This window comes from Micromonospora sp. AKA38, from assembly GCF_027925725.1.
GTDB lineage: Bacteria > Actinomycetota > Actinomycetes > Mycobacteriales > Micromonosporaceae > Micromonospora.
Genome location: NZ_BNEI01000007.1, coordinates 486,055 through 512,582 on the forward strand (window position 1 = coordinate 486,055; position 26,528 = coordinate 512,582).

The 26,528-nt window shown below is 73.2% G+C and carries 19 protein-coding genes and 1 pseudogene; 12 read left to right on the top strand and 8 right to left on the bottom strand.

The annotated features are described in order from the left end of the window. Positions 1-8 precede the first annotated feature (8 nt). Positions 9-755 carry a Fic family protein gene (locus tag TPA0908_RS29570; protein WP_281943559.1) on the bottom strand — a complete coding sequence of 249 codons (747 nt, stop codon included), beginning with the start codon at positions 753-755 and terminating at the stop codon, positions 9-11. 207 nt (positions 756-962) lie between these two features. Between TPA0908_RS29570 and acs the strand changes: the two genes are divergently transcribed. The 5 genes from acs (at position 963) to TPA0908_RS29595 (ending at position 10,359) form a co-directional block, all read left to right on the top strand. Further along, positions 963-2,951: an acetate--CoA ligase gene (gene acs / locus TPA0908_RS29575; RefSeq protein WP_281943561.1), complete on the top strand. Its 1,989-nt coding sequence runs from the start codon at positions 963-965 to the stop codon at positions 2,949-2,951. A 206-nt stretch (positions 2,952-3,157) separates the two neighbouring features. Continuing rightward, complete coding sequence (locus TPA0908_RS29580; protein WP_281943563.1) at positions 3,158-5,950, top strand: immune inhibitor A domain-containing protein; 2,793 nt, start codon at positions 3,158-3,160, stop codon at positions 5,948-5,950. A 350-nt stretch (positions 5,951-6,300) separates the two neighbouring features. Beyond that, positions 6,301-8,703 (top strand): immune inhibitor A domain-containing protein, encoded by a 2,403-nt coding sequence (locus TPA0908_RS29585; protein ID WP_281943820.1) that lies wholly within the window; start codon positions 6,301-6,303, stop codon positions 8,701-8,703. A 106-nt stretch (positions 8,704-8,809) separates the two neighbouring features. Further along, the gene (locus TPA0908_RS31840) at positions 8,810-9,340 is read left to right on the top strand and encodes a hypothetical protein (protein ID WP_281943564.1); all 531 of its coding nucleotides are present in this window, start codon (positions 8,810-8,812) and stop codon (positions 9,338-9,340) included. 86 nt (positions 9,341-9,426) lie between these two features. Further along, complete coding sequence (locus TPA0908_RS29595) at positions 9,427-10,359, top strand: alpha/beta fold hydrolase (protein WP_281943566.1); 933 nt, start codon at positions 9,427-9,429, stop codon at positions 10,357-10,359. Between the two features lies 1 nt (position 10,360). Here TPA0908_RS29595 and TPA0908_RS29600 read toward each other — a convergent pair whose 3' ends face one another. Beyond that, entirely contained in the window at positions 10,361-10,726 is a 366-nt protein-coding gene (locus TPA0908_RS29600) for a hypothetical protein (protein WP_281943568.1), read from the bottom strand. After that, positions 10,723-11,691: pseudogene (locus TPA0908_RS31875) on the bottom strand (SseB family protein); the annotation flags it as partial. The gene TPA0908_RS29600 and the pseudogene TPA0908_RS31875, both read right to left, overlap by 4 nt. A gap of 2,847 nt (positions 11,692-14,538) precedes the next feature. Here TPA0908_RS31875 and mycP point away from each other — a divergent pair. Further along, positions 14,539-15,747, top strand: a complete 1,209-nt coding sequence (gene mycP, locus TPA0908_RS29610; protein WP_281943572.1) for a type VII secretion-associated serine protease mycosin — start codon at positions 14,539-14,541, stop codon at positions 15,745-15,747. Between the two features lie 175 nt (positions 15,748-15,922). Here the strand turns inward: mycP and TPA0908_RS29615 are convergent, their stop codons facing one another. Together TPA0908_RS29615 and TPA0908_RS29620 are read right to left on the bottom strand one after the other, a co-directional pair. Continuing rightward, complete coding sequence (locus TPA0908_RS29615) at positions 15,923-16,216, bottom strand: WXG100 family type VII secretion target (RefSeq protein ID WP_281943574.1); 294 nt, start codon at positions 16,214-16,216, stop codon at positions 15,923-15,925. A gap of 21 nt (positions 16,217-16,237) precedes the next feature. Further along, positions 16,238-16,555, bottom strand: coding sequence for a WXG100 family type VII secretion target (locus tag TPA0908_RS29620; protein ID WP_281943575.1), 318 nt, complete (start codon positions 16,553-16,555; stop codon positions 16,238-16,240). A gap of 245 nt (positions 16,556-16,800) precedes the next feature. On the opposite strand from TPA0908_RS29620, the gene eccE reads away from it, so the two are divergent. The 4 genes from eccE (at position 16,801) to rarD (ending at position 20,557) form a co-directional block, all read left to right on the top strand. Further along, entirely contained in the window at positions 16,801-18,597 is a 1,797-nt protein-coding gene (gene eccE, locus TPA0908_RS29625) for a type VII secretion protein EccE (protein ID WP_281943577.1), read from the top strand. A gap of 47 nt (positions 18,598-18,644) precedes the next feature. Next, positions 18,645-19,031: a phage holin family protein gene (locus TPA0908_RS29630; protein WP_281943579.1), complete on the top strand. Its 387-nt coding sequence runs from the start codon at positions 18,645-18,647 to the stop codon at positions 19,029-19,031. A 100-nt stretch (positions 19,032-19,131) separates the two neighbouring features. Next, complete coding sequence (locus TPA0908_RS29635) at positions 19,132-19,563, top strand: GNAT family N-acetyltransferase (RefSeq protein ID WP_281943581.1); 432 nt, start codon at positions 19,132-19,134, stop codon at positions 19,561-19,563. A 52-nt stretch (positions 19,564-19,615) separates the two neighbouring features. Then, positions 19,616-20,557: an EamA family transporter RarD gene (gene rarD, locus TPA0908_RS29640; RefSeq protein ID WP_281943583.1), complete on the top strand. Its 942-nt coding sequence runs from the start codon at positions 19,616-19,618 to the stop codon at positions 20,555-20,557. Here the strand turns inward: rarD and TPA0908_RS29645 are convergent. Both TPA0908_RS29645 and TPA0908_RS29650 read right to left on the bottom strand, forming a co-directional pair. Then, on the bottom strand, positions 20,542-21,231 hold the full coding sequence (locus TPA0908_RS29645) for an anti-sigma factor family protein (protein ID WP_281943585.1): 690 nt from the start codon (positions 21,229-21,231) through the stop codon (positions 20,542-20,544). The genes rarD and TPA0908_RS29645 overlap by 16 nt on opposite strands. After that, complete coding sequence (locus TPA0908_RS29650) at positions 21,228-21,743, bottom strand: sigma-70 family RNA polymerase sigma factor (RefSeq protein WP_107154686.1); 516 nt, start codon at positions 21,741-21,743, stop codon at positions 21,228-21,230. The genes TPA0908_RS29645 and TPA0908_RS29650 overlap by 4 nt, the downstream gene beginning before the upstream one ends. A gap of 252 nt (positions 21,744-21,995) precedes the next feature. On the opposite strand from TPA0908_RS29650, the gene TPA0908_RS29655 reads away from it, so the two are divergent. After that, complete coding sequence (locus TPA0908_RS29655; RefSeq protein WP_281943587.1) at positions 21,996-24,119, top strand: PhoX family protein; 2,124 nt, start codon at positions 21,996-21,998, stop codon at positions 24,117-24,119. Between the two features lie 71 nt (positions 24,120-24,190). Here TPA0908_RS29655 and TPA0908_RS29660 read toward each other — a convergent pair whose 3' ends face one another. Next, positions 24,191-24,973: an IclR family transcriptional regulator gene (locus TPA0908_RS29660; protein WP_281943589.1), complete on the bottom strand. Its 783-nt coding sequence runs from the start codon at positions 24,971-24,973 to the stop codon at positions 24,191-24,193. A gap of 152 nt (positions 24,974-25,125) precedes the next feature. On the opposite strand from TPA0908_RS29660, the gene TPA0908_RS29665 reads away from it, so the two are divergent. Beyond that, positions 25,126-26,307 (top strand): MFS transporter, encoded by a 1,182-nt coding sequence (locus TPA0908_RS29665; protein ID WP_281943591.1) that lies wholly within the window; start codon positions 25,126-25,128, stop codon positions 26,305-26,307. Positions 26,308-26,528: the final 221 nt, after the last annotated feature.

The window sequence follows — 26,528 nt, forward strand, 5'->3', positions numbered from 1 at the left end:
AGCGCGCGTCAGGAGGCGGCGAGGATCTCGTCGCCGATGAGCGTGATCTGCTCCGCCCCGACCTCCACCGCGGCCATGTAGTGCCGCAGCCAGGAGCGTAGGCCGTCGGGGGTGCCGGTGGCGAAGGCGCCGGCCGCGCCGACGTACTCCGGTTCCCGCTCACGGTGCCCGACGTCCACCGCGACCAGCCCGCGGGGGTCGAACCCGGTGGAGATCAGTACGAGTCGCGCGGCGGCGCGGGCGACCACGCCGGAGGGGCCCGGGAACGGGCGTAGGTTCAGCAGCTCGCCGTGCACGACGGCGGCCAGCACCAGCGGCGGTACCTTCGTGCCGCCGGCCACCAGGCCGGACAGGCCGTCGAGGCGGGCCGCCACCACCGGGTCGGCGACCGGGCGTCCCAGTTCCTCCTCGGTCACCACGTCCCGGGCGGCGAGCACGTGCAGCCGGGCGAGCACCTGTCGGGGCGCCTTCGGCCAGAGGTCGCTCAGGCCGGGCAGCGCGCCGGCGACCCGCAGCGCGCCCTGGAGCACCGGGTCGGTGACCGTACCGGCGCGTACCTCCTCGCGGTCGTGGTCCCGGCCCTCCAGCGCGGCGCTGGCGACGGCCGAGCGGAGACTGATCTCGGCGGCGAGCGGACCGCCCTGGCGGCGCAGCGCGCGGTGCCGGTGGGCCTGGTCGACCCGGTCCCGGGCCTGCTCGACGGCGGGCGCGACGTCGGCGAGCGCGAGCAGCGGGGCGAGCGGATCGGTGGTCACCCCGTCACGCTAGCGACACGGTCCGGGGCGTTGAGAGGGGACCCTTTCTCTACCGGAGGCGTTAACCGGGGGCCCGGCCTTGCACCTCGGCGCGGAGGGGGAGCCGCTGAGCGCGCGGAGCGGGGCGGGCGGTCGCGGGTCGGCGGTGCCGGGGCTAACCTTCCCCGGAGTAGGGAGACGCAGGTCACGCGACGAAGGAGTCACCGTATGAGCGAGGCATTGGCCAATCTGCTGAGCGAGACGCGCCAGTTCCCGCCGCCGGCCGAACTCGCCGCGAACGCCAACGTGACCGCGGAGGCGTACGAGGAGGCGACCGCCGACCGGCTCGCCTTCTGGGCGCGTCAGGCCGGCCGGCTGAGCTGGGCCGAGCCGTGGGAGCAGGTGCTCGACTGGTCGAACGCCCCGTTCGCGAAGTGGTTCACCGGCGGCCGGCTCAACGTGGCGTACAACTGCCTGGACCGGCACGTGGAGGCGGGCCACGGCGACAAGGTGGCGATCCACTGGGAGGGCGAGCCGGGCGACACCCGCACGGTCACCTACGCGGACCTGCACCGGCTCACGTGCCAGGCGGCGAACGCGCTGACCGAGCTGGGCGTGACGGCCGGTGACCGGGTGGCGATCTACCTGCCGATGATCCCGGAGGCGGCGGTGGCGATGCTCGCCTGCGCCCGGATCGGCGCCACGCACAGCGTGGTGTTCGGCGGCTTCTCCGCCGACGCGTTGACCAACCGGATCCAGGACGCCAGCGCCAAGGTGGTGATCACCGCGGACGGCGGCTTCCGCCGGGGCAAGCCGTCGGCGCTCAAGCCGACCGTGGACGAGGCGGTGGCGAACTGCCCGTCGGTGGAGCACGTGCTGGTGGTCCGCCGCACCGGCGAGGAGGTCGGCTGGTCGGCGAAGGACCACTGGTGGCACGAGACGGTGGAGACCGCCACGCCGGAGCACGAGGCGCAGGCGTTCGACGCAGAGCACCCGCTGTTCATCCTCTACACCAGCGGCACCACCGCCCGGCCGAAGGGCATCCTGCACACCACCGGCGGCTACCTGACCCAGACGTCGTACACGGCCCACGCGGTGTTCGACCTGAAGCCGGAGACCGACGTCTACTGGTGCACGGCCGACATCGGCTGGGTGACCGGGCACTCCTACATCGTCTACGGCCCGCTCTCGAACGGCGCCACCCAGGTCATGTACGAGGGCACGCCGGACACCCCGCACAAGGGCCGGTTCTGGGAGATCGTCGACAAGTACCAGGTCAGCATCCTCTACACCGCGCCGACGCTGATCCGCACCATGATGAAGTGGGGCGAGGACATCCCGGCGGGCTACGACCTGTCGTCGCTGCGCCTGCTCGGCAGCGTCGGTGAGCCGATCAACCCGGAGGCGTGGATCTGGTACCGGCAGTACGTCGGGCGCGGTGAGCTGCCGGTGGTCGACACCTGGTGGCAGACCGAGACCGGAGCGATGATGATCTCGCCGCTGCCGGGGGTGACCGAGGCGAAGCCGGGTTCGGCGATGACCCCGCTGCCCGGCGTGGTCGCGGACGTGGTCGACGACCAGGGCGAGTCGGTGCCGAACGGCGGGGGTGGCTACCTGGTGCTCACCGAGCCGTGGCCGTCGATGCTGCGCACCATCTGGGGTGACGACAACCGGTTCCTGGAGACGTACTGGTCGCGGTTCGGGGCGGGCGCCAACGCCGGCGACAAGTGGGTCTACTTCGCCGGTGACGGCGCCAAGAAGGACGACGACGGGCACGTCTGGCTGCTCGGCCGGGTCGACGACGTGATGCTGGTGTCCGGGCACAACATCTCCACCACGGAGGTGGAGTCGGCGCTGGTCAGCCACCCGTCGGTGGCGGAGGCGGCGGTGGTCGGCGCGACCGACCCGACCACCGGGCAGGCGATCGTCGCGTTCGCCATTCCGCGCGGCAGCGCGGAGATCACCGGCGACGCGGGCGAGCAGCTCATCGCCGAGCTGCGCAACCACGTGGCGAGGACGCTCGGCCCGATCGCCAAGCCGCGGCAGATCATGCTGGTGCCGGAGCTGCCGAAGACCCGCTCCGGCAAGATCATGCGCCGGTTGCTGCGGGACGTGGCGGAGAACCGGTCGCTGGGCGACGTGACCACGTTGCAGGACTCCTCGGTGATGGAGTTGATCTCGTCGGGGATGAGCGGCGGCAAGTCCGACGAGGACTGACGACACCGGTACGACGAGGGGCGGGTCGCGCGGCGGCCCGCCCCTTGGCGTACCCGGGAGCCGTGCCGGTCGATCGGCGGAGGCGCACTGGTCTGTTCACCCCTGCCGATGGCGCTTCCCGTCGGCTACGTTCAGCCGCACCGGCAAATTTCGACACGCGTCACTGAGACGGCCGGTCCCTCACCATTCCCTACGAACGGAGTGGCATGCTCCCCAGTTCGCAGTCCCGGGCCCGCTGGCGACTACTCGTCGCGCTGCCCGCCATCGCCCTCGCGGCCACGTCGCTGACCGTGACGGGTAGTGCGTCGGCTCAGCCGTCCCGGTCCGCGCCGGCCACCATCGCGGCGGACGAGTTCTACATCAACTACGCCGAGCCGGAGGTGCAGCCGGACACCGGCGGCAAGGAGGCCAAGGGCAAGGACGGGGTCTTCTCCGCACCGGCGGACGAGGCCCGCGCCTACGACCGCAAGTACGCCGGCGGCAACCCGATCGCGGCCCGCGAGCTGGCCAAGCTGGAGGCCAAGTCCATCCGGACCGGCCAGAGCCCCCGCAAGATCAAGAAGGCCAAGAACACCCAGACCGCCAAGCTGCTGACGCTGCTGGTGGAGTTCAACGACAAGGCCAACGACGACTTCACAGGCGTGATGGTGCCGAAGACGGTTTTCGAGGACCGCACCTGCGTGCCCGGCACGGTGCAGAACGGGCCGCGGCACAACACCATCCCGAACCCGGCCACGCTGCCGCACAAGGACAACAACTCGATGTGGGTGCCGGACTTCTCGCCGGCCCACTACAACAAGATGCTCTACACCAAGCAGGGCATCACCGAGCGGGTCCGCAAGGACCTCAAGGGACCGGACGGCAAGCCGGGCATCAGCCTCGCCGGCCGGACCATGCACAACATGTACCTGGAGATGTCCAAGAACGCGTACACCGTGGACGGGCAGGCCAGCCCGTGGATCACGGTGCCGCACTCGGAGGGCTGGTACGCCGCCTCCCGCTGCTTCCAGGACGAGAACGGCAACTGGGTCGCCGGCCGTGAGCAGTCGATGAACGGTCACCCGGACAACCCGCAGGGCGCGGGCCGGCTCGCCACCGACGCGATCGACGCGTTGGCCGCCGCCGACCCGAGCTTCCCCTGGGCCGACTACGACATCGAGGACCAGAGCGACCGCGACGGCGACGGCAACTTCCACGAGCCGGACGGCGTGATCGACCACCTGGTGCTGGTGCACGCCAACCAGGGCAAGTCCCGTGGTGGCGGCGACGTCGGCGTCTACTCGGTCTGGGCGCACTCCTCCACCGTGGCCGGGGGCTACACCATCCCGGGCACGAACCTGAAGGTGTCGAACTACATCGTGCAGCCGGAGGACGCCGGGGTCGGTGTCTTCGCCCACGAGTTCGGGCACGACCTGGGCCTGCCGGACCTCTACGACACGTCCGGCAACGCCGACTCCGACGTGGACTTCTGGGACCTGATGGCGTCCGGCTCGCACTCCGGTGAGATCTTCCAGGCGCTCCCCACCCACATGGGCCTCTGGGACAAGTGGGTGCTCGGCTGGGCCGAGCCGAAGACGTTCGGGCCGGGCGACCGGGCCAAGCTGGTCAAGCTCGGGCAGACCTCGCGTACGCCGGTGGGCACCGAGGACGGCATCAAGATCGACCTGCCGGACAAGGTGATCACGCTGGCCGAGCCGCACAGCGGCGCGAACATGTGGTACTCCGGTGCCGACCAGGCGTGGGCGGACGTCAAGCTGAGCCGCACGGTGAGCGTCCCGAACGCCGCCGACGCGAAGTTCTGGATGTGGAACGACTACGTCATCGAGGAGGACTGGGACTACGGCTTCGTCGAGGTCTCCACGGACGGCGGCGCCACCTGGACCGAGCGCAAGGTGTACGACTCCTCCGGCGCGCTGGTCTCCACCGATGACGGCTACGCCGACCCGAACGGCCGGATGGTCGACTTCGGCAACAAGAAGTACGGCCTGACCGGCAGCACCGGCGGCTGGCGCCACGACTACGTGGACCTCTCGCCGTACGCCGGGCAGACCGTGCAGGTGCGGCTGCGGTACGCCACCGACGAGGCGTTCCAGGAGCGCGGCTGGTTCGCCGACGACTTCTCGGTGACCGGCGGCGGCGCGACCACCTGGAGCGACGACGTCGAGGGCGGCGCGGCCGGCTGGACCCAGACCGGCGGCACGTTCACCGACACCACCGGCGCGGGCTGGCACGTCGACTCGGGCACCCAGGTCCGCTCGCACTACTACCTGGCCGAGTGGCGCAACTTCGACGGCTTCGACAAGGGCCTCAAGTACGCCTACGACACCGTCTACTCGCACGAGGCGTGGAAGGTCGACCGGATCGCGTACAACGCGCCCGGCATGCTGGTCTGGTACCGGGACACCGAGCTCGGCGACGTCAACCACGTCACCGCGCAGATGACCGCGCTGCCCAGCTACGGCGCCAAGGGCGGGCTGCTGATCGTCGACTCGCACAACGACCCGCTGCGCCGCAAGGGCGTGGCGGCCGAGAAGGACCCGTCGGTGCTGGACAACCTGCCCAGCCGGCCGCAGTCCTCGAACGCCGCGTTCGGGTTGACGAAGACCTACCCGTTCAAGGAGTGCCTGGAGGCGGCCGACGAGCCGTACAGCGAGTACTGCACGAAGTTCGGCGCGCAGGCGCCGGTGCGGGGCTTCACCGACAACAAGGGCTGGTACCCGGGCATCGAGATCCGCGACGGTTCGCCGTACGCGCGGGACAACGACGCCTCGGTGGTGGTCCCGTCGAAGGGCAACCAGCAGTACACGACCCGGGTGGTGAACCCGGACGGCACCCCGGCGACCGACTACTACGGTTCGACGCTGGGTGGCGGGGCGATCGTGCTCGGCACCGGCAACCCGGGTGACGCGGGCGTCGGGTACGGCACGTCGATCATCATCAAGCGCGCCGCCAAGGACAACTCGTACGCCCAGGTGTACGTGGTTCCGCCGCGGAGCTGATCGACACCTTCAAACCGGAACCGGAATGCCCGGAATACGGGCCGAACGAGCCGGCTGACGGACGGGCCGGGAGCGGTAGCGCTCCCGGCCCGTTCCGTATATCCATCCGTTTCGCTGCCTTCGGCCGAACGGCCATCGCCGCTGGTCAACGCCTTGGTAACAAAGCAGAGTGTGACGGCGAAAGTCAACCCCAACAAAAAGTTGCTACAAATCGACGCACGCATCTTCACAGCAGTCCCAGCAGTGTCTATGTTCACCGTGGGTCCCACTTGTGGGACGTTCCACCGCCGGCCCGTACCCCCATGGGGCCGGTTCCCTCACACCGGAGGTACCACGTGCGCAAAGTCGCAGTGGGTCTGCTCGGGCTTTCGCTGACCGCAACGGGGCTGATGGCGGGCACGTCCGCCAGCGCCGCGCCGACGCCGAAGCTGCCAGCCGCCGCCCCGTCGGTGGCCGAGCCTGCGCAGGCTGAGCACGACCTGCCCAACCCGCTCGAGGACAAGCGGCGCGCACTGCGCCAGGAGGGCCTGAGCGAGGTCCTGTCGGGCCGGGCGAAGGCCCAGAAGATCAACGGCAGCACCGTCGTCAAGGTTGGCGAGAAGGCTGCCGAGGGTGCCGCGGCGGGCAAGGCCGCCCGGAGCACCAAGGCCGGCAAGGGTCCCACCGAGGACCAGTACGTCGAGCTCTCCCGCGAGAAGACCGACAAGATCTTCGTCATCCTCGCGGAGTTCGGCGACGAGCGGCACCCGAACTACCCGGACCAGGACACCGCCCCGGCCGTGCCGGGTCCGACCCGGTTCGACGGGCCGCGCGTCAACCAGATCCCCGAGCCCAACCGGGCTGTGGACAACTCCACGATCTGGCAGCCGGACTTCAGCGCCGACCACTTCCGGCAGGTCTACTTCGGCACCAAGCCGGGTGACGAGTCGCTGAAGCAGTACTACGAGGCCCAGTCGTCGGGTCGGTACAGCGTCGACGGCGAGGTCACCAACTGGGTGAAGGTCAAGTACAACGAGGCCCGCTACGGCCGTTCCAACGGCTACCCGTGCGCCTCGAACGTCTGCAACAACACCTGGGCGCTGGTCCGCGACGCCGCGAACCAGTGGGTCGCCGACCAGAAGGCCCAGGGCCGCTCCGACGAGGAGATCGCGGCCGACGTCAAGTCGATGGACGAGTGGGACCGTTACGACTTCGACGGCGACGGCAACTTCAACGAGCCGGACGGGTACATCGACCACTTCCAGATCGTCCACGCCGGCGGCGACCAGGCCGACGGTGACCCGATCCAGGGTGAGGACGCGATCTGGAGCCACCGCTGGTACGCGTTCGCCAGCGACCAGGGCAACACCGGTCCGGAGAACTTCCCGGCCGGCGGCACCCAGATCGGCAACACCGGCGTCTGGATCGGTGACTACACGATCCAGCCGGAGAACGGTGGCCGGAGCGTCTTCTACCACGAGTACGGCCACGACCTCGGTCTGCCGGACGACTACAACGTCACCAGTGGTGGGGACAACAACAACGAGCACTGGACCCTGATGGCCCAGAGCCGGCTCGGCGCCAAGAACGACGCCGGCATCGGCGACCGCGGCGGCGACCTCGGCGCCTGGAACAAGCTCCAGCTCGGCTGGCTCGACTACGAGGTGGTCGTCGCCGGTCAGAAGCGCACCCTGGAGCTGGGCCCGCAGGAGTACAACTCCGCCAAGGCGCAGGGCGCCGTGGTGGTGCTGCCGCAGCGGGCGTACGAGTTCCAGAACGGCAAGCCGTTCGAGGGTACGAAGCAGTTCTTCTCGGGCAACGAGGACGACCTGAACACCACGATGACGCGGAGCATCGACCTCACGGGGAAGAGCAGCGCCGCGGTGTCGATGAAGGGTCGTTACAGCATCGAGGCGGACTTCGACTACCTCTTCTTCGAGGCCTCCACCGACGGTGGCCAGAACTGGGTCTCGCTCCCGGGCACGGCCAACGGCCAGGCCCTGAAGGAGATCTCCCCCGGGCGTTACGCCCTGGACGGCTCCAGCGACGGCAACTGGGTCGACGTCAACGTCAACCTGGACTCGGTCGTCGGCAAGGCCGTGCAGTTCCGGCTCCGCTACCAGACCGACGGTGGCGTGTCCGAGGGCGGCTTCTACGGTGACGCCCTCACCGTGACCGCCGACGGTCAGACGCTGCTCACCGATGGCGCCGAGGCCGGTGCCCCCGGCTGGACGCTCAACGGCTGGAGCATCGTCGAGGAGACCTACACCCGTCTGTTCGACAACTACTACATCGCCGGTAACCGGTCGTACGTCTCGTACGACAAGTACCTCAAGACCGGCCCGTACTTCTTCGGTTACGCGAACACCCGCCCGGACTACGTGGACCACTACGCGTACCAGGAGGGTCTGCTGATCTCCTACTGGAACCTCCGGTGGGCGGACAACGACACGTTCGTGCACCCGGGTGAGGGTCGGAACATGATCATCGACGCCCACCCGCGGCCGATCTACAACCTGACCGGGGCGCCCTGGCGGGCCCGCGTCCAGGTCTACGACGCGCCGTTCGGCCTGAAGAAGGCGGACTCGTTCACGCTGCACCTCAACAGCCAGCCGCAGTACATCCGTGGCCAGGCCGCGCAGCCGCTGTTCGACGACACCAAGCAGTACTGGTACCCGGAGCTGCCGAACCACGGCGTCAAGCTCCCGGCCACCGGCACCAAGATCAAGGTCCTGGAGCAGGACGGCACCTCGCTGAAGGTCCGCTTCTCCTGAGCCACTGATCCACGCGACACCACGACGAGGCCCGGGCAGGTCACCTGCCCGGGCCTCGCCCTGTGCCGGGCGGGAACCGTCGCGACCCGCGGCGCGTCCCAAGCGGGTGACCACAACCCTCGACCGCCGCCTCGCCGCGGTCCTCGCACTGCCGCTGGCCCTGGCGCTGGCCGGCTGCGCGAACCCGGAAAACGGAGGAGACGTGTCCGCGTCCGAACCCCCCGCCGGTCCCGGCGTACCCACCGGACCCGTCGGCGCCACGCCGCAGCCCTCGTCCCCGACCGCACCGCGCACGACCGCGCTGACGCCGACCGCACCGGCCCCGGCCGCCTCCGCCGGCCGGCCCCCGCTATCCGCGACCGATCTGCCGACGCTCCGGCCGCCGACCGGTCCACCACGGCAGCCCACCGACCAACGCAAGCCGAACGTCCTCGCCGGCCGGCTCAGCCACGGCGGGAGCGGCCCCTGCTACACGCTGGTCACCGACGACGGCCAGGAACACGCCCTGTACGGCCCGGACCAGGGCACCTGGCCCACCGGCACCTGGGTCCGGGTCACCGTGGGCCCGCCGCCGGCGGGTGTGGAGTGCGGACCGGGACGGCTGGTCGGCCTGCTGCGCATCGAACGCGTGGGCTGACCCGCTCGACGCCCTGTCCCGGAGAATCCCCTGATCCTGGGCACCTACGGGGCCGGCGGGCGACCGGCGGCCCTAGGCTGTGCCCCATGACCGACCAGCGCGGCGGGTTCGCCGACGAATCCTGCGTCCTGCCCGAAGGGCCGTGGACGCACCGGTTCGTCGGCGCCAACGGCAGCCGGTTCCACGTCGTCGAGGCGGGCACCGGCCCGATGGTGCTCTTCCTGCACGGCTTCCCGGAATACTGGTACGCCTGGCACGAGATGCTGCCGGCAATCGCCGACGCCGGCTTCCGCGCGGTCGCCGTCGACCTGCGCGGTTACGGCGCGAGCGACAAGCCACCCCGGGGGTACGACGGCTACACGCTCGCCGCCGACGTGGCCGGCCTGATCCGCGCGCTCGGTGAGCGGTCCGCCACCGTGGTCGGCACCGGCGCGGGCGGCCTCATCGGCTGGACCGCCGCCTCGTTCCACCCCACGCTGGTCCGCCGGCTCGTGGTGCTCGGCGCACCGCACCCGCTGCGGCTGCGGGCCGCCATCGTCGCCGACCCGCGCGGCCAGTTCGCATCCGCCACGGCCACGCTGAAGTTCCAGCTCCCCCGCTACGAGCACGTACTGACCCGGGACGGCGCCGCCGAGGTGGCGGAGATGCTGCGCCGCTGGGGCGGGCCGGCGTGGGTCGACGGCCCGGACTTCGACGACTACGCCCGGTGCTGCCGGGTGGCGATGCAGATCCCGCAGGCCGCGTTCTGCGCCCTGGAGGGCTACCGCTGGGCGTTCCGGTCGGTGCTGCGGCTGCACGGCTACCGGTTCGTCAAGCTGATGCAGAAGCCGCTGGTCACCCCGACCCTGCAACTGCACGGCGCGCTGGACCGGGCCTCGCTCCCCCGCACGGCGCAGGGCTCCGGCCGGTACGTCAGCGCCCCGTACGAGTGGCGGCTGCTCGACGGGGTGGGCCACTTCCCGCACGTGGAGGCGCGGGACGTGGTGCTCGGCGAGATCCTGCGGTGGGCGAAGTCCTGACTCAGACCCGCTGCTCGCCCAGCCCGGCCACCTCGGTCGCGGGCGCCCAGCCCTGGTAGACGCCGAAGTCGAACGCCTCCAGCCCCATCGCCTCCGCCACCGGCCAGCGCCCACCGGTGTACTCCACCCGCAGCCAGCCCTCGTGCTCGGCCAGCACGATGAACGGCTGCCCCTGCCAGGTGCAGGTGGTCCGCACGTACGCCAGGTCGTCGACCTCGGCCGCCGGCACCACCCGGACGTACCGGCCGGGGCGCGCCTCCGTGAAGCCCTCGTCGGGTTCGGGCTGGTAGAGCCGCACGTCGTCACCGTCCGGGCTGGCCTGGTACTCCCGGCCGCGCCACCGGGCCACGTAACCGTCGCGGCTCACGCCCCGTCCGCCTTCCGCCACAGCAACGCGTCGGTGTCCAGCACCGCGACCAGCCGGGCATCGCCGTCGGCGGCGACCCGCCACAGCTCGGCACCGTGCGGCAGCCGGGCACTGTCCACCTTGAACTCGGCGATCACGTCGCTGCTCTCGCCCGGCGCGAAGCCGTTGCCCCGGAACGGGTACCGCTCGATGACCCAGCCCTCCATCGCCCGCATCGCGGCCTCGTTCTGCCCGCCGTACGGGATCCGGTAGAGGCTCGGCCGGTAGGCCGGCCAGCGCAGCAGGTACAGCTCCTCGGCGTCCCGGGAGAACGGGGACCCGGGATGGCCGAGACCGAGCGCGTCGAACAGCTCCGCCGGCGTACGCAGGTGGGCCAGCTCGCCGGCCCGGTGCACGAAGCCGGACACCCGGTCGTAGCCACGCTCCAGGTAGTAGGCGAGCTGGCTCGCCGCGATGGCCTTCTGCATGACCACCGGCCGGGTCGGCTTCGCCGCCGGTGCGTCCGGCCGCGGCTCGGCCGTGGGCGCCGGTCCGGTGGCGGGCGGCTCGGGCTCGGTCTCCGGGTCGTCGCCGAGCCCCACCTCGGCGGCCCAGTTGGCCAGCGCCAGGACCTGCTCCCCCGGGTACGCCGCGCCGACCGGCGTGTCCGGGTTGACCCGGAACGACCAGGCCACGTCCGGCCACTGACGGATGAGCTGGACGAACTTGACCCGTACCGTGTCGACCGGCCCTCCGGCGTGATCGGCGAGCCGCTCCGGCGAGGTGTAGACCACCACGTACCGCACCCCGTCGACCGTCTCGGTACGCCAGGAGAAACCCGGATCGCCGGGCCGGCTGCCCGCCGCCGAGTCGAACGCGACCGGCAACATCACCCGGGCCAGCAGCAGCGTGGTGAGAAAGCCGTCGGTGTTACCGCTGGCGGCGGCCGCCAGCAGCTCCTCCTCCACCTCGTTCGCCGGCACGAAGTCCGGCTCCACGGCCGGGCGACCGGTGCCGTCGGTCACCGGCTCGACGCGCGGCTCCTCGGCGGTGACGTACGGGATCGTCTCCGTCTCCAGCCCCGTCTCCGACGACGGGGACGGCTCCTCGGACGGCGACACCGCGAAGAGCGACGTGGTCGGCTCATCCGCCGCCGGCCGGCTGGCCGGCGCGAAGAGTGACGTGGTGGCCTCGTCCGTCGCCGGCGCGAAGAGTGACGTGGTCGCCTCGTCCGCCACCGACGAGAACAATGAGGTGGTCGGCTCGTCCGCCGCCGGGCGGCTGACCGGCGCGAACAACGACGTGGTCGGCTCGTCCGAGGGCACCGGCGCGAACAGGGACACCGTCGGCTCGGCTGCGCCCGGCACGGACGGCGACGTGGTCACCTCGTCCCCGGCCGGCGCGAACAACGACGTGGTCGCCTCGTCCGCGGTTGCCGGCGCGGGCAGGGACACCGTCGGCTCCGCCGCGACCGGCGCGAACAGGGACGTCGTCGGCTCGTCCGGGACCGGGCTGGACAGGGACGTCGTCGGCTCTTCCGTGACCGGCGTGGAGAGGGACACCGTCGGTTCGGCCGGGACGGGCACGGCCGGCGAGGACAACGGCTCGAACAGCGACCTGGTGGGTTCCCCGGCGGAGGACGTCACCGGGGTGCCCGGCTCGTCCGACGGCGACGCCGATGCTGGCGACGTGGGCTGAGACGGCGAAGACGAAGGCGTCGGCGAAGGCGAGAACAGCGGTGTGGTCGGCTCGAACAACGACACCGTCGGCTCGTCCGGGTGCCTGGCCGGCCGGGCGAGCGACACCGTCGGCTCGTCCGGTCCGGTCGGCAGCGGTGCCGCGTCCGCCGGGACGGACGCCTCGGCCGCCGGTCGGAGCGGATCGAACACCGAGCTCGTCGGCTCGCTGGCCGGGGACGGGAACGGCTCGGCGGCGGCCGGCGAGAGCGGTGCCGTCGTCGTCTCCCACGCCGACCCGACCCGGTCCGAGCGCGACCCGGTGGCGAACGGCTCGGTGGGGGCCGATGAACCGGCGTCGAACGAGTCGGTGGCCGACGGCTGGGTGGCAAACGGCTCGGTGGCAAACGGCTCGGTGACAAACGGCTCGGCAACGGACGGCTCGGAGACAAACGGCTCGGAGACAGACAGCCCGGCGACAGACGGCTCGGTGACGAATGGTTCGGGCGCCCTGCGGTCGTCAGTCCACGCGGGCTCGTCGACGTCGACGGCCGGCGACCCGGCCGGCTCGGCGGCGTCCACCCGGGAGAGGACGGGGCCGGTGGCGGCGTACCCCTCGGAAGCTGGCCCGGTCGCCGCGGGTGCGGTCAGGTCACGGGCCTCGATGACGGTGCCCTCGATGACGATCGGCGTGAAGTCCCGGCGCGGCGCGGGCGGAGCGGACACCGGCTCGGCCATCGACGGTGGCAGCGCCTCGGCTTCCGCCGGATCGTCGAGCGGGGTCCAGCCCGGCGCGTCGCGGTCGGTACGCGTTCCGGCCCACCGGTCGGGAGCGGGCGGGCCGGAGTGCCGGCGGGGCAGTGTCCGAGGCGTGTCCTCGGGCGGCCGGGCCGGCCGGAACGGCGCTGTCGGTTCGGCCGGCGTCGGCGCGGGCTCGTCCGCTCCCACCCGGAACGGTCGGGTCTGGTCCTCACGCACCGGCTCGTTCAGCGGCCGGCGCCGAGGGAACGGTTGGCCGCCGGCGAACCGGGAGGGCGGCGTCGCCCGCTCGCCGGATCGCCTGGGGGTGTCCAGCGGCGAGGGCCGCCGGGTCGCGCGGCCCGAGGTGGGCTCGAAGAAGGAACGGGCCGGTGGTGGGGCCGGCGGCGTCGGCGGCTCGTCCGGCGTCGCACGGCCGGCCGCGAACGGGTCCGGCTCGTCGGGACGGCGACGCAGGTCGGTGAGCCAGCCGTCGAGCGCGTCCGGGTCGGCCCCGTCGCCCGCCCCGGCGCGGCCGTGGTCACCGGACGCCGGGCGGCGGTGCGGCGCCGTCGGGGCGCGGCGGCCGAGGAGGGGAACGGATCGCATGGGTACGGTGGCGGGCTCCTCGACCTCCGCCACCCGCCCGCCACGGCCCGACGGGGCCGGGGGTGTCGCGGCGGCCGGAACCGGAACGGACGGCGCCTCGCGGGCGGGTTCCGGGACAGCGAAGCGGCCGGATTCGGCGCCGACGTCGCGCACCGAACCGGGGACGCCGTCACGCACCGGCCCGGGAACGCTGTCACGCGCCGGCCCCAGGACGCCGTCGCGGGCGGCCCGGGCGGCGCTCTCCACCCGCTCCAGACGGGCTCGGGCGCCCATGGTCCGGCCGGGCAGCCGGACGTCGCCCCGGGCGAGCTGGGCGACGTACCAGGCGGGCAGGTAGCCCTCGATCGGCAGGCCCGGGTTCACCGCCAGCCACCACTCCTGGTTGGGCCAGGCGGCGGCCAGGTCCGGGTACGCGACGAGACGCGTGGCGCCGGCGTTCTCGCCCAGGCTGGCGCGCAGCGCGGCGACCGACGTGAACGCCAGCACGTGCGTGCGGCCCTCGGAGGTCCAGGTGCCCCACCCCGCGGTCGGGCCGCCGGCGATCGGCAGCACCAGATCGACATGGGTCAGCACGCGGAAGTATTGCTGCTGGTCCTGCGCTCGTAGCGCGTCCCGCATCGCCACCTCGGCCTCGGTGGCCGGCTCCCATCCGGTCACGGGCCACCTCTCCTTCCGCGCACAGGCCACAGGCATCGCCTACAACCTACAAGGTGGTAACAAGATCACAATGCCTGGCCATCGACGGTCGGCCGTGGCGTCGGCGAGGCGCTAACATCCCGTTCCGGAGTCGACACGTTACGGAGGTCGTCGATGCCCCGGCCCCTCGCGCGCTCCACCGCGGTCGCGCTGGCGACCCTCCTCGTCTCCGGTCTGCCGGCGGCCCCGGCGGCAGCGGCCCGCGCGCCGTCCGGCTGCGCCACGCCGCCCGCGCCGGCCCGCCCGGTGGCCGAGCAGCCGTGGCCCCAGCAACGGTACGCGCCGGAGCGGCTGGCCCCGCTCGCGACCGGCGCGGGCGTGGTGGTGGCGGTGGTCGACTCGGGGGTGGACCGGTCCCATCCGCAGCTCGCCGGTCGGGTGCTGGCCGGCGCCGACTTCCTCGACCCGGGCGGGGACGGCACCCGCGACTGCGCCGGGCACGGCACCGGCGTGGCGAGCATCATCGCCGCCACGCCACGGCCGGGTGTCGCGTTCCGGGGCCTCGCGCCGGGCGCGCGCATCCTGCCGGTACGCGTCAGTGAACAGCAGGTGGTCGACGGGCGGGAGTCGGGGCGTACGGTCGACGCGGCCGACTTCGCCCGGGCCGTCCGCTGGGCCGTGGACCACGACGCCGACGTGCTCAACCTCTCGGTCGTGCTGTACGCGGACGACCCGGCGGTGCGCGCCGCGGTCGCCTACGCGGTGCGGCGGGACGTGGTGGTGGTGGCCGCCGCCGGCAACCTGCACGACAGCGGTGATCCCCGCCCCTTTCCGGCCGCGTACGACGGGGTGCTCGGCGTCGGCGCGATCGGGCGGGACGGGACGCGTGCCGCGTTCTCCCAGACCGGCCCGTACGTCGACCTGGTCGCCCCGGGCAGCGAGGTGCTGATGGCGGCGCCCCGGCAGGGCCATCGGCGGGCGGAGGGCACCAGTTACGCCACGCCGTTCGTCGCCGGCACCGCCGCGTTGCTGCGGCAGTATCGCCCCGGGCTGCACGCGACCGAGGTCGCCGGGCGGATCGTGGCCGGCACCGACCCGGCACCGGGGCGGGGCGAGGGCTACGGCGCCGGGGTGCTCAACCCGTACCGCGCGGTGACCGAGTCGCCCGGCGGGGCGGACGTCCGGCCCGGGCGTGCGGTCGCGCTCCCGGCGGACCGCCCGGACCCGGCCACGCTCGCCCGCCAGTCCCGCCGGGCCACGGCCCGGGACCGGGCACTCCTGGTGGCCGGCGTGACGGGTGGCGCGGCGGCGCTCGTGGCGCTGCTGGCCGTGGTGCTACCCCGGGGAACCCGCCGACGCTGGCACCCCGCCAACCCCACCTGACCCCCCACACCCGCCCCCGCGCGCCCGATCTTGCAGTTGGTGCCCGGACGAAACGGGCAAGACGCCTGAGCCGAGGGCCGAAAGTGCAAGATCGCGGAAGCGGGGTGGGGGCCGGGGAGGGCCGGGAGGGTGGGGGCGGCCCGGGTGACGGGCACCCGGGCCGTACCCGCCGGTCTCAGTGGAACAGGTTGGTGTTGCGCTTCTCGGTGTCGAGGTAGTCGGCCGCGGAGTCCTCCACCGCGAGCTTGATGTCGCGCAGCATCGCCTGCATGTCCTGCGAGGCGGCCCGCCAGCGGGACTGCCGCTGCTCGTACGCCTCGCGCGCCTCACCGTTCCAGCTCGCCACCAGCGGTGCCGCGTCCCGTTCGAGCTGCCCGAGCTGGCTCTCCAGGGTGGTCAGCGCCCGTTGGATGTCGGCGCCGGCCTGTTGCAGGGCGGCGAAGTTGACGACCAGCACACCGTGCTCCATGGGTTCGATCCTTCCGATGGTCTAGAGCGGCAGCTGGATGCCGCGGTTGGTGCCGGCCACCCGGCCGGCGGCCTCGGTGTCGGAGACGTCGTACTGGCGGCCGGCGGTGCGGATCGCGGTGGCGGTTTCGCGCAGGGCCCGTTGCAGGGCCGCCTGATCCTGCGCCCACTGCTGCTTGACCTGCGCGAACGAGCGCCCGCCGGCGCCTCGCCACGCTTGTTGCAGCACCTCCAGCTCGGCCATCAGGCCGCTGAGCATGGTCTGCAGCGACTGGTCGACGTGCTCGAACTTCGCGGCGGTCTGCTGCATCACCGCGGCTTCTGCCTGGGTCTGGGACATCCCGGACGTCACCTCGTCTCCTCGGTCGTGGCTGGCCACCCGGGGTGACCACCGTGGACTCGTCGGCGCGGCGCTCGCGGCCGCCGGAAGGGGGAGGGAGACGGCGGGCGCACGCGCAACGATTTTCGTCGCTGACGGTAGCGGTCCCAGTCCGGTTCTGCTACCCCCGGGGCCTCCCCTGTGGACAACGACGCCACTACGATGTGCCACGGCGGCGTCACCCGGCGGCCCGACGAGGAGGTGCGGTGACCGCGAGCACGACGGAGCGGCCCGCGCCCGCGCCGCCTCCACTTCCACAGTGGAGGCTCCGGCGGCTCCGCGCCGGACAGATCGTGACCACGCAGGTCGCGGCCGCCGTCCTGCTGGCCGCCCTGGGGCGGGGCGTCGCGCCGACCGCCGTGGCGTTGTGCTGCGCGGCACTGCTGGTGCCCGCCGCGTGGGTCCGGTTCCGGGGCCGTTGGCTGCACGAGTGGCTCACCGTCGGCGCGGCGTACCTGAGCCGTCGCCGCGCCCTGCCGGCGGCCACCGATCCCTCGGCGCTGCTGGGCCTGGTCGGGCCGGGCACGGTGGTGCACGCCGCGGAGTTGGCCGGCGGTCCGGCCGCCGTGCTGCACGACGCCGCCGGGCTGACCGCGCTGCTGGAGCTCGGCGATCCGGACGACCTGATCGGCGACCGCCCGCAGGCGCTCCCGGCTCCGCCCGACCTGCTCCCGCCCGCCGGCCCGGAGAGCCCTCCGGTCCGGCTCCAGCTGGTCTTCTCGGCCTCGCCGGCCCCCGTGCCGCCCGTCGCGTCCGGGCCGGTCGGGACGTCCTACCGCCAGCTCACCGACGGCCGGCTGGCCGGGCGTGCGCGGGTGGTGCTGGCCGTGCGGGTGCTGCGGGCCGACGGCTGGTCGGACGAGGAACTGCTGCGGGCGCTCTCCGGGACGGTCCGGCGGATCGTCCGCCGGCTCGGTTCGCTCGACGGCCGGCCGCTCGGCGCGCCGGCCGCCCTGCGGGTGATCGACGAGCTGGCCCATCACGAGACCGGCGCCCCGGCCCGGGAGACCTGGCCGCTGCTCACCGTGGGTGGGCTGACACAAGCCACCTGGCGGCTGCGTCGCTGGCCGGATCCACGGGGCGAGGCCGCCCGGGGGCTGGTGCCCCGGCTGCTGGCCGTACCGGCCACCGCCACCACTGTCGCGCTCTGCGTCGGCCCCCGCGCCGACGCCCCGCCGGCCCGGGCCGAGCTGACCGTCCGGGTGGCCGCCGGGAGCGCGGCGGAGTTGGCGGTCGCCGAACGGGCGCTCCGTCGGGCGGCCGGGGACGCGGGAGCGGAACTGCACCGCCTCGACGGCGAGCACCTCACCGGGTTGGCCGCCACCCTGCCGCTGGCGGCGACCGGCGGCGGGGCGCCTCCGGCCGGGTCGCCGCCGGCCGCGCCGGACCTGCCGGTCGGTGGGTCCGGCCTGATGGTGGGCGCCAACCGGCGCGGCGGCCCGCTGACCGTCCGCCTGTTCCGTCCGGCGACGACCCGGGTGCTGCTGGTCGGCGGGGTGCCCGCCGCGCAGTTGCTGGTGCTGCGGGCGTTGGCGCTCGGTGCCCGGGTGGCGGTGCAGACCACCAGGCCGCGCGCCTGGGAGGCGTTCGCGCGCGGGGTCGGCGGGCCCGGCGACGGGGTGCCGCTGCTCCCGCCGGGGCGGCCGGTCGGCGGCGCGCCCGGCTCGCCGCTGCGGCCGCTGCTGCTGGTGGTCGACGCCGGCCCGGTGCCGCCGGAGGTCGGTCCGGCGGCGGCCTGGCAGTCGGTGCTGGTGGTTCGCGACGAGCTGACCCCGGCGGACGCCCCGGCGCTGGCCCGCGCCGACCTGGCCGTTCTCCAGCCGCTCGACCCGGCCGAGGCCGAACTGGCCGGCACCGCGCTGGGGCTCGGCGGTTCCGCCGGCTGGCTCACCCGGATCCGCGACGACATGGTGGCGGTGGTCAACCGGCGGGCGCTGCGGTGGGCGCTGCTGTCGCCGACCCCTGTCGAGTCGCGGTTGGTCGGTCGTCCGGTCCGCCGCTGAGGCGTACGCGCTTCCGCCGGTGGGAGCGGCGTGGCACGATCCCGGCCATGGATTTCCTGAAGGGTCTTCTGATCCGGGTGGCGTCGACGGCGGTGGCGTTCTGGCTCGCCACGTTGCTCATCCCGGGCATCACGCTCGACTCCGGGTCCGTCACCGAGACGGTGGCGACGCTGCTGCTCGTCGCGGTGATCTTCGGCGTGGTCAACGCGGTGCTCCAGCCGATCATCAAGACCGTGGGGTGCGGCTTCTACCTGCTCACCCTCGGGCTGATCGCACTGGTGGTGAACGGCCTGCTGTTCCTGCTCACGAGCTGGATCGCCGGGGAGGCCGGCCTGCCCTTCCACGTGGACGGGTTCTGGCCGGCGGCGGTGCTCGGCGCGCTCCTCGTCGGCATCGTCACCTGGATCCTGGGCGCGGTCCTCGACCGCGACTGAGACGTCTTCGCCACCCGCCCGGCACTCCGTCCGGGCGGGCAGGCCAGTGCGCGGAAATTGGCTGGCGAGCGGCCCCCGGAGCGGCACTAGCCTCGGCCGGGTGTTCACCCTGACGCGCGCCGACGGCTACCAGCTCAGCACCGACCCCGACCGGCTCGACCTGGGCCGCGTGCACACCTGGCTCGCCACGGACGCGTACTGGGCGCGGGGGCGGGAGCGGGAGACGGTCGAGCGCGCGTTCGCCGGCTCGATCGGCTTCGGCGTCTACCGTCCCGGGGACGGCCGGCAGGTCGCGGTCGGCCGGGTGGTGACCGACCGGGCCACGTTCGCCTGGCTGTGCGACGTCTACGTCGACCGGGCCGAGCGGGGCCGCGGGCTGGGCACCTGGCTGACCGCGGGCGTCCGCGACCACGTTGCCGAGCTGGGCGTACGCCGGATCGTGCTGGCCACCATGGACGCGCACGGCGTGTACGGGAAGCTCGGCTTCCAGCCCGTGGCGGCGGACCGGTACATGGAGCTGGACGAGCGGTGACGCCTGTCACCGGAAAGGACCAACAGCCGGCTTCACCACTTACGGTGGAGCCGTGAACCAGCTCCGCCTCGGCTATCTGTACGGCATCGGCGCGTACCTGCTCTGGGGTTTCTTCCCGATCTACCTGAAACTGCTCCGGCCGGCCGGGCCGGTGGAGATCCTCGCGCACCGGATCATCTGGTCGGTGGTGTTCGTGGCGCTGCTGCTGGCCGCCATGCGCCACGTCGACTTCCTGCGGGCGCTGGCCCGGCGACCCCGCGCGCTGGCCGGGATCGCGTTCGCCGCCGCGCTGATCGCGGTGAACTGGGGCACCTACATCTACGGCGTGAACTCCGACCGGGTGGTGGAGACCGCGCTCGGCTACTTCATCAACCCGCTGGTGTCGGTGCTGCTCGGCGTGCTGGTGCTGCGGGAACGGCTGCGCCCGGCGCAGTGGGCGGCGCTCGGCGTCGGCGCGCTCGCGGTGGCGGTGCTCACCGTCGACTACGGCCGGCTGCCCTGGCTGGCGCTCACGCTCGCGTTCAGCTTCGCCGGGTACGGCCTGGTCAAGAAGCAGCTCGGCCTGCCCGCCGCCGAGGGGCTCTTCGTCGAGTCGGCGGTGCTGGCGCTGCCCGCCCTGGCGTACCTGGGCTGGCTCGCCACGCGCGGCGACTCGACGTTCGGGCACGTCTCCGCCGGGCACACCGCGCTGCTGGTGCTGGCCGGCGCCGCCACCGCGATCCCGCTGCTGTTCTTCGCCGGCGCGGCCAACCGGTTGCCGCTGTCCACGATCGGCATGTTGCAGTACCTGGCCCCGATCCTCCAGCTCGGCTGCGGCGTGCTGCTCTTCCACGAGCCGATGCCGCCGGCCCGCCTGGCCGGCTTCGCCCTGGTCTGGCTCGCCCTCGTCGTCTTCACCGTCGACGCCCTGAACCACACCCGCCAGACCCGCCGCACCCGCACCCCACTCCCCGCCGGGGGCGGGGGCGAGGTGGACTGTCAGCGGAGGTCGTAGGCGAGGATGGGGGTGTCGGTGCCGCGGAGGAGTTCCAGGCGGACCAGGTCACCCCGGGTGAAGCGGGTGACACCGGAGAAACGCAGGTCGTCGCCGGGCGCGGCGAGCCAGGACCCGATCTGCTCGGTCGCGCCGTCCGGGCCGTGCGCCACCAGCCGGAACGTGTACGCCTCGCGGTGCCCGGCCCGCCTGTCGTAGCCGCAGTGCATGGTGACCTCGGTGCCCCACGGCGTCTCGGTCAGCCCCACCTCGGCGTGCACCGGCGCGGTTCCGGCGACCGGCCGCATCGAGGTGAGCGCCACCGGCCGGGGAGCCGACTCGGCCGGCGGCCGGACCAGCGTCACGCCCACGCCGGCCAGCACCGCGAGCGCGGCGGCGGCGAGCGCGGTCGACGCGTACCGTCGTCGGGCGCGCGACCGGTCGCGGCGCTTGCGCGCCCGCGCGGCGTCGAGCAGCGCGGGCAGCCGTGAGGTCTCCGGGCCGACCTCCAGGAACTGCTCCAACCCGGCCGGATCGAGCCGACCCAGCAGGCCGGGCAGCACGGCGATCTCGGCCACCGCCTCCCGGCACTGCGCGCACCCGCCCAGGTGCCGCTCGTAGGCGGCGCGGTCGGCCGGGGCGAGGGCGCCCAGCACGTACGCGCCGTCGTCGTGCGCGAACTCGCAGCGGGTCATCCGGTCACCCCCATCTCGGCCAGCGCCAACCGTAGTGAGCGCAGCGCGTAGTGGGTGCGCGACTTCACCGTGCCCGGCGGTACGCCCAGCCGGGCAGCCGCCTCCGCCACCGACCGGCCCTGGTAGAAGCATTCGACGAGCACCTCGCGGTGGGTCGGGCTGAGGCGGTTGAGCGCCTCGGCCACCGTCCACGCCTCCACCGCGCGCTCCGTCTCGTCGACCGTCTCCGCGGTTTCCGGCAGCTCGTCGGTGTAGACCTCGCCGACCCGGGCGGAGCGGCGACGCCAGGCGTCGATGGCCAGGTTCCGGGCGGTGGTGAAGAGCCAGGCGCGGACCGAGCCACGCCGTGGGTCCAGCGACTCCGGGTGCCGCCAGGCCCGCAGCAGCGTCTCCTGCACCAGGTCCTCGGCGCGCGGCCGGTCGCCGTTGACCAGTCGCAGGGCGTGCGCGAACAGCGCGTCGGCGTGCTCGTCGTGCAGCGCGCGCAGCAGTTGGGCGTCGTGGTCGCTGATGGCGGTACCTCGCTTCCGGCGGCGGGGAGACCGGCGATGCGTTCGCCCGTCCGGGCGGTTGCGTTCGTTCTTCCATACGTGCCGGGCCGCCGAACGGTTCAGCCGCAGGTCACGCCGGAGCTGTTCACGTCCGGTTCATGTTCGGGCCGACGCGCGCTCACCGCGTGCTGGCACCGTCCGGCAGGTACGCGTCCGGGTCGACCGCCCGGCACGCCGTCCGACGTCCGACGTCCGACCAGGAGGCTCCACCCCATGAGCGAACGTCCTCGCCTGCTTCCGCTGCTGGGTGGCACCCGCCACGGCAGCCGCGACGCGATGACCTGTCTGTACCGGTGCGGCAACGCCTGCGACCACCCGGTGCCCAACTCCTCCGACAACCCGTACTTCGGCGACCTGGTCGACACCGAGGTCTCCCGCCGCGGCGTGGTCCGGGCCGGTGCGGTCGGCGCGCTGGTGCTCGGCTTCGGCGGCGCCGCCGCGGGCGCGCTCGCCGGGGCGACGCCGGCCGCCGCCGCGCCCGCCACCCCGACCGCCCCGGGCACGGACGAGGCCGTCGCCGCGTCCGCCCGCCCGGGCAACGGTGCGCTGTCGTTCAAGCCGATCCCGCCGAACAAGCTCGACACGCTCGTGGTGCCGAACGGGTACGACCACGCCGTCGTCATCAAGTGGGGTGACGAGGTGGTCCCCGGCGCGCCCGCGTTCGACGTGCGTCAGCAGAGCGCCGCCGCCCAGGCCGAGCAGTTCGGCTACAACAACGACTTCGTCGGCGTGCTGCCGATCGACCGTAGGCGCGCGCTGCTCGTGGTCAACCACGAGTACACCAACGAGGACCTGATGTTCCCCGGCTTCACCGGCCAGGACGCGCTGACCGTGGAGCAGGTGCGGGTGGCGATGGCCGCGCACGGCATGTCCGTGGTGGAGCTGGAGCGGGTCACGGACACCGGCCAGTGGCGGCCGGTACGCCGGGGCCGGCGCGAGTACAACCGTCGGGTCACGGCGCTGGCCACGAAGTTCGAGCTGACCGGCCCGGCCGCCGGCTCGGCGTGGCTGCGGACCGCCGCCGACCCGAAGGGCCGCACGGTCGTCGGCACGCTGAACAACTGCGCCGGCGGCGTCACGCCGTGGGGCACCGTGCTCTCCGGCGAGGAGAACTTCAACCAGTACTTCGTCGGCGGCGACGGCGCGCCGGAGGAGCTGAAGCCGAAGCTGGCCCGCTACGGCATCCCGACCGACGTGCGCTACCCGAGCGGCAGCCGCAAGTGGGAGCGGGCCGACGAGCGGTTCGACCTGGCGAAGCACCCGAACGAGGCACACCGGTTCGGCTGGGTCGTCGAGATCGACCCGTTCGACCCGCAGGCCCGGCCGCGCAAGCACACCGCGCTGGGCCGGGTGAAGCACGAGGGCGCGAACGTCATCGTGGCCCGCAGCGGGCACGTGGTCGCGTACATGGGCGACGACGAGCGCTTCGACTACCTCTACAAGTTCGTGTCGGACAAGAAGTTCCTGCCGGGCAACTCCTGGGTGGCCCGCAAGCACAACCTGACGCTGCTGGAGTCGGGCACGCTCTACGTGGCCGCGCTGACCGGCGACAGCCCGGCCGGGGAGATCGACGGCAGCGGCACGCTCCCCGCCGACGGCGGCTTCGGCGGCCGAGGGCGGTGGATCAAGCTGGTCAGCGGCAACCGCTCGTACGTCGACGGGATGACCGCCGCCGACGTACTCACGTTCACCCGGCTGGCCGGCGACAAGGTCGGCGCGACCAAGATGGACCGTCCCGAGGACGTCGAGCCGAGCCTGCTCACCGGCAAGGTCTACGTGGCGTTGACCAACAACAGCGACCGGGGCAAGGCCGGCAAGGCGCCGGCCGACGAGGCGAACCCGCGTAACGCCAACAAGCACGGGCAGATCCTGGAGCTGGTCGAGGAGCGCGGCGACAACACCGCCGAGACGTTCACCTGGTCGCTGCCGATCGTCTGCGGTGACCCGGCCGACGCCTCGACGTACTTCGCCGGGTACGACAAGACGAAGGTGTCGCCGATCTCCTGCCCGGACAACGTCGCGTTCGACGCCACCGGGAACCTCTGGATCTCGACCGACGGCAACGCGTTGGGCAGCAACGACGGCCTGTTCGCCACCGCCGTCGAGGGCCCGGAGCGGGGCCACCTGAAGCAGTTCCTCACCGTGCCGCTCGGCGCGGAGACCTGCGGCCCGTTCATCACCCGGGACAACCGGTCGGTGTTCGTGGCCGTGCAGCACCCGGGTGAGATCTCCGGCGCGTCCGTGGAGAACCCGGCCTCCACCTGGCCGGACGGTGACTTCGCCAAGCCCGGCGTGGTGGTCACCTGGCGCCTCGACGGCGGCCCGGTCGGCAGCTGAGCCAACCTCGGGGCGGTCCGGCGCTGGACCGCCCGCTGGAGGGCCACCATCCGGCCAGGATGGTGGCCCTTTCAGGTCTCGGTGGCGATTCCGTCGGCGATCGCCCGCGCGACGGTGAGCAGTTTCGCCCGCACCACCCGTGCCGAGGTCATCATCTCGCTGGCCGGCAACGCGCAGGCCAGCACCACCCGCCGCTCGATGTCCTTGTCCGGGGCGACGAGCACCGCGGCGCACGCCACGCCCTGCCGGAACTGGCCCAGTTCCAGCTGCATGCCGCGCCGGTCGCCGGCGGCCAGGTCGGCCTCGAACGCCTCGACCGTGGTCAGGGTGGCAGTGGTGAACGGCCGCATGCCGTACTCCCGCAGGTAGCGGAAGCGCTGCTCGGCGGTGAGCGTGGCGAGCAGGCTCTTGCCGAGCGCGGTGGCGTGCGCGCCCTCGGCGAAGCCCGGCACCAGATCCTCCAGGTACGGCGAGCGCGGTCCCTCGGCACACGCGGTGACCGCCACCTGCCCGCCGACGAAACGGCCGAGGTAGTGACTCCAGCCGGTCTCCGCGGCGGCCCGGCGCAACGCCTCACCGACCGCGGGCGGGCCCCGGAACGCGGTGACCAGCTCACGGTAGCGGTCGGCGATCTCCAGCCCGACGATGTACGTCCCGTCCTCGCGCCGGATCACGTAGCCCTCGTACGCGAGCGTGCGCACCAGATGGTAGGTGGTGGCGACGGTCAGTTCGCAGCGGCGGGCGATCTGCTTCACGGTGAGGCCCTTCGGCGCACGGCCGACCGACTCGAGTACTCGAAGCGCGCGGGAGACGCTGCGGATCAGGTCCGAAGGCTCCGCCAGAGGGTCGCGCACAACCACCTCCGCCGCCGGGGCTTACACCATATGAAAAAAGGTCCGGGTGCGAAATGCCTGTTCGGGTCGAGGATGTCAGATCACCGGGCACAGAACGTGCATCGACAGACACGATCAGCAGCGAAAACGCGGTCGGCGTAGGTTGACCGACAATGACTGAAACTATTTCGCGAACCGGTCGGCCGGCGGCCGGGCGACCGGTTCGGGTCGGTGCCGGCGCCACCGTCACCACGATCGCCTGCGTCCTGCCCGTCTTCCTGGTCGGCGGCCTCGCCGTGCAGCTCGGCGACGAGTTGGGCTTCAGCCCGGCCGGGCTGGGGCTGGCCGTCTCGGTCTACTTCGGCATCAGCGCGCTCGCCTCGGTGCCGTCCGGCGCCCTGGTCGAGCGGTACGGGCCGGCGCCGGTGGCCCGCGTCGCCATCGTGCTCTCCGCCGGCTCGCTGCTGGCCGTGGCCGGCCTCGCCCGGTCGTACCCCACACTGGTGGCGCTGCTCGCGCTCAGCGCCGCCGGCAACGCGCTCGGCCAGCTCGCCAGCAACGCCGCACTGGCCGAGCACGTGCCCGCCCACCGGCAGGGGCTCTCCTTCGGCGTGAAGCAGGCCGCCATCCCGCTCTCCACGCTGCTGGCCGGCGCGGCGGTCCCCACCGTCGCGCTGACCGCCGGCTGGCGCTGGGCGTTCGTGGCGGCCGCCGGGGCCGCGCTGGCCGCGCTGCCGGCCGTACCCCGGTCCGGTCGGGACCGGCGTACCCGGTCCGCCTCCACCGCCCGGGGCGGCGGCCGGGCCGCGCTGGTGGTGGTCGGGCTGGCCGCGACGCTCGCGGCCGGCGCGGCGAACGCGCTGGGCACGTTCCTGGTCGACTCGTCGGCCGCGCGCGGGCTCTCCCCCGGCCTGGCCGGCCTGACGCTCACCCTGGGCAGCGCGGTGTGCGTGTCCGCCCGGGTCGGCGTGGGGTGGCTGGCCGACCGGCGGGCCGGCGGGCACGTCGGCGTGATCGCCGGGCTGCTGGTGGCGGGCTCCGTGGGGCTGCTCCTGCTCGCGGTGGCCGGTCCGGTGCCGCTGGTCGCCGGCGTGGTGCTCGGCTTCGGCCTCGGCTGGGCCTGGCCGGGGCTGTTGAACTTCGCGGTGGTCCGGCTCCACCCGCGGGCCCCGGCCGCCGCCACCTCGATCACCCAGACCGGCGTGTACGCGGGCGGCTGCCTGGGCCCGCTCGGTCTCGGCGCGCTGGCCGGCACGGCCGGCTATCCGGCGATGTGGCTGACCGCGGCCGGCGCCATGCTCCTCGCGGCCCTGCTCATGCTCCTCGCCGCCCGCCTGCTGTCCCGCCCCACCTGAGCCCCACCGCCGCCACGACACGCGTCGCCGAGCCGCCGAGCCGCCGAGCCGCCGAGCCGCCGAGCCGCCGAGCCGCCGAGCCGCCGAGCCGCCGAGCCGCCGAGCCGCCGAGCCGCCGAGCCGCCGAGCCGCCGAGCCGCCGAGCCGCCGAGCCGCCGGGGAAGATACTTCGCCGGGGACGGTTATGACCAGGGGTCATATTTATGACCGTGAGGTATATG